The following is a 3,561-nucleotide window of genomic DNA, read 5'->3' on the forward strand; positions in this document are numbered from 1 at the left end:
TCAGTGAAAGTTGATGTAGATACAAAAGAAGCTAACGAAAACATTAAGGTATTAACTACTGCAGCTAATGATTGTGTTGAAGCGTTAGAACGATTAGAAAAGAAACTAGGAAGATTCTATGTCTTCTCCAATCCTCTTTAGAGCCGTCACTTCAGTGATCGCTTTTTGTTCATTTGAATAAAAGGATAATTATGTTTTCTGTTGAATGAATAGATTGGGAAAGGTGGAGAAATTATGCAATATGGAGAGATGTTGAAAGAATTAGACGAAGGGGGAATATATACCGAAAAACAGATTTCTAATTTGTTATGCAATAATAGAAAGGAATTAACTATTTTATGCGATTCTGTAAAAAAGTTCGGTGAATCTGAAAAAGAAAGATTTCAAGTGATGGGTAAATATGAAATATATGTTCATAAAAATCAAGGTTACTCTTATCAAGCACCATCAAAAAAGACAATGGTTTATGTTATAGAAAAGATTTAAAAGCATCCAAAACGTGTGTTTTTTCTTTGTTATATAGAAATTACACATTAATGGACAAAATGGACATTTGATGAGGTTATAACATGTATATAGGAATTACTGTATTAGGCGCTGTTGTGTTCGGTTTAGCGTCTTATTTGTTGTTAAGGGATGATAAAGGGTAACAAAATAAACGAAAATAGAAATAGTTAACAAATGTCTGTTTTTATAATTTATAGGTGAACATAACTATACCACTCTACCCTAATCACCGAGTTTGATACTCTTGAGAAAGAGCTTGTATCTTAAGGATAAAGGGTTTGTCTTTATTTATTATTATGGACAGTGATTTAGAGAAATAAACATACTCGGTTATTAGGGGATAGGTAACTATTTAAAACATTTGAGAGTTCGGTAATTGGGTAAATAGAAAATGCTTTATCATTCTCCCTGTAAGGGGGCACCATACATACCCATCATAAAGGCCCAAAAAAAGAAAAAACGAGCCGAACTCTTATGATATTCTTAAAGAAGAATTTATTATAAGTGTAAAGTAACTTCCGAGAACGATAATTATGTAAATGAGCTGTCCATATGGGCGGCTTATTGTATTTTTTGCTTAGCATGGTTTTTTCCAAAATGCTGGCGTCGTAAATAATTGTTTTATAAAAAACAATTATTTACGACGCCTTCTCTTTGCTTTTTTACGCTGATTTGTATGACTATATTTTTTTATATGAGTACTTCTGTTCTTCTTATAATTAGGTAACTTAACTATAAGAACAGTAATTGCCCAAAAAATGAAAAATATAAGGTTTGCAATCATCCAAAGCTTTATATCATAGTCATATAACTTACTAAAATACTTTTTGTCAGGAGTAATATGGCTTACGTTACTGTCAATTGCTTCGAGGGTGTAAGGAATAACCCAAAAGGAACCAATTAATATAACAATTGTTCCAAGAATGAAACTGAGTATATGTTTTATCAAGTTCTATTCTCCTTTAATTATGTTTATTGTATACGTTCATATAGTATATATGGTTCTGGTGCAAAGACTGTATTTATTTGAAAAAGGTATTTAAATTTCTATTGGAATCTATTTTTATAAATGGGTTCTCGCCACATCACAATCAAGCTAAGAAAAGCAAATACCCCAAAACGAAAAAATGAGCTTTTTGTTACAAGTTAGCACAAAATTTCGTTCTGGGGGTACTATAAAATTTTAGCTTGATGGTGATGTGGCGGTATCCCTTAATATGTAATTTCTATATAACAACGAAAAAAGCACCCGTTTGGATACTCTCAATGTGAAAGAGTGTGTGAGTATTGAATAAAATAGCGGTTAGATTGTCCTATTCTCCAATATATACTTGTCCTTCTTAACATGTGAAAAAACGCTCTAAATAGATTCTTAATCATTTATCCACTAGTACTTCATAGGTGTACCCCAATTACTACTTTTATCAAGTTGAATCTTTCCGTCTTCATTTAACCTTTTTAGAAGATACTTAACACAATACATTTGATCTTCCATTGCCATCCAATAACATATTTCACCAAACGATACTTCGTGTGTTGGTAATCTCAACATCTTAAGCACTTCCAACGCACGAGAAGCGTGCTTTTCAAAAAAGTTATTTAGTAAGTCTATAGCTTTTTCTGTAAACTTTATCCCGTCTACATCTTCTAAATATCCTTTCTCAATGAGTTTATCTTTAACACCTGGTGTATTTTTTATTTCGAGTGAATTTCCTATGTAATCCGTAGCGTTTATTAGATAATATAATAATTCTATTTCTCCTAACACAATTCATCTCCCCTAACACAATTCATCTCCCCTTTATCTCATTATAACAAAAGAAACCGCTACAAACGTAACAGCTCTTTTAAGAGGATGTGATTAGTGTTAAGAGATAATAAAGTTGTTTAATTTACAATAAAGTCCTTTGAAAAATAATAAAGTTGTTTAATTCTTATTGAACTAACGGTGCAGGATAGTTGAATAAGGATGATGATATAATTAAGGGGGAATTTACTTTATTTTATAATTTATGAGGTGGAAAATGGACTCTTTAGAATTAAACAAATCTAAATATATTGTCTCTAATATCAAAAACATTTTGCATAAAAAGCTTATACTTGATAAACCGTTAATTAAAGATGAGGTGAAAAAATTAAACCTAGTTAATCCCACTGTATACGAAAATGAGAAGTATCTCATTCAAGAACGGTGGTTTTATAGTATTAATATCGGAGAATGGGAAGATGTGGAGATTTTTATTCAAGGGAATAATGAAAATCCCGATGTGGAGATTATCGAAATGGCAGAAAAAATATTCGATGAACTCCATCTACATATAAGCCGTGCATTAAAATATTTACAGAAATTCTTCCCTAATCAAGAAATGAAGAACTACTATCTATCCACAATATATTTTGGAAAGATGGTTAATTTTGACGATTATATATTTTCAGGGTTCAGTTTAGCTTTTATTTTTGATGGTCACTTTGAGTTTCAGTATAAAGTAAAATTTAAAGAGGATGGATGGCCTATTGGTTTTGAAGGTGGGCCACTTTAATAATCATAGATAATTTTTTCTTATTGAACTAACGGGTGCTTTAGTTGAACAAGATTTAAACAACTTTATTATTGATTTTTGCCTACAAGGGGTCACCATACATCGCTATCAAGCTAAGGTTTTGAAGTACCCCCTAAATGAAAATTTTCTTTCTCTACAGTTAGTTATTTTGAGAAGCCAGCTCATTTTTTTGTTTTGGGGGTGTTTACTTTTCTTAAGTTGATGGGCATGGGGTACCGCCAGCATTTTGGAAAAAAACCACGCTAAGCAAAAAATAAAATAAGCCATCCATTTGGACAGCTCATTTACATAATTCTCGAAAGCGGAAGTCATTTTTTCGGTTCTGGTGCAAAATTCTTGCAATTAATCTCCTAAACTTGGGCATATTGATATTACTACTCTACAAAAGGTGTGTGATCAGTATGGAAAAGGAAAATTTGTTCAAATGGAAGCATTATCAGCCTGAACTAATCTTATTAACAGTAAGGTGGTACCTACGGTACAATTTGAGCTT

At 31.4% G+C, this 3,561-nt stretch carries 4 protein-coding genes and 1 pseudogene; 3 read left to right on the plus strand and 2 right to left on the minus strand.

What is annotated here, in order from left to right; translation table 11 throughout:
- Nucleotides 1-234: 234 nt before the first annotated feature.
- On the plus strand, nt 235-486 hold the full coding sequence (locus CQZ94_RS30290; RefSeq protein WP_105588381.1) for a hypothetical protein: 252 nt from the start codon (nt 235-237) through the stop codon (nt 484-486).
- Nucleotides 487-1,141: 655 nt separating this feature from the next.
- On the opposite strand, the gene CQZ94_RS30295 is transcribed toward CQZ94_RS30290, so the two are convergent.
- On the minus strand, nt 1,142-1,456 hold the full coding sequence (locus CQZ94_RS30295) for a hypothetical protein (protein ID WP_070147194.1): 315 nt from the start codon (nt 1,454-1,456) through the stop codon (nt 1,142-1,144).
- A 438-nt stretch (nt 1,457-1,894) separates the two neighbouring features.
- Complete coding sequence (locus tag CQZ94_RS30300) at nt 1,895-2,275, minus strand: hypothetical protein (protein WP_105588382.1); 381 nt, start codon at nt 2,273-2,275, stop codon at nt 1,895-1,897.
- A 256-nt stretch (nt 2,276-2,531) separates the two neighbouring features.
- On the opposite strand from CQZ94_RS30300, the gene CQZ94_RS30305 reads away from it, so the two are divergent.
- On the plus strand, nt 2,532-3,047 hold the full coding sequence (locus tag CQZ94_RS30305) for a hypothetical protein (RefSeq protein WP_105588384.1): 516 nt from the start codon (nt 2,532-2,534) through the stop codon (nt 3,045-3,047).
- A 422-nt stretch (nt 3,048-3,469) separates the two neighbouring features.
- Nucleotides 3,470-3,561: pseudogene (locus tag CQZ94_RS30315) on the plus strand (IS6 family transposase); the annotation flags it as partial.

This window comes from Bacillus sp. MYb209 (genome assembly GCF_002975175.1).
In the GTDB taxonomy this organism is placed as follows: Bacteria; Bacillota; Bacilli; order Bacillales; family Bacillaceae_G; genus Bacillus_A.

Bases quoted from the DNA above. Each gene is read 5' to 3' on its own strand.
- CQZ94_RS30290 (WP_105588381.1), top strand. From the start codon at position 235: ATGCAATATGGAGAGATGTTGAAAGAATTAGACGAAGGGGGAATATAT.
- CQZ94_RS30305 (WP_105588384.1), top strand. From the start codon at position 2,532: ATGGACTCTTTAGAATTAAACAAATCTAAATATATTGTCTCTAATATC.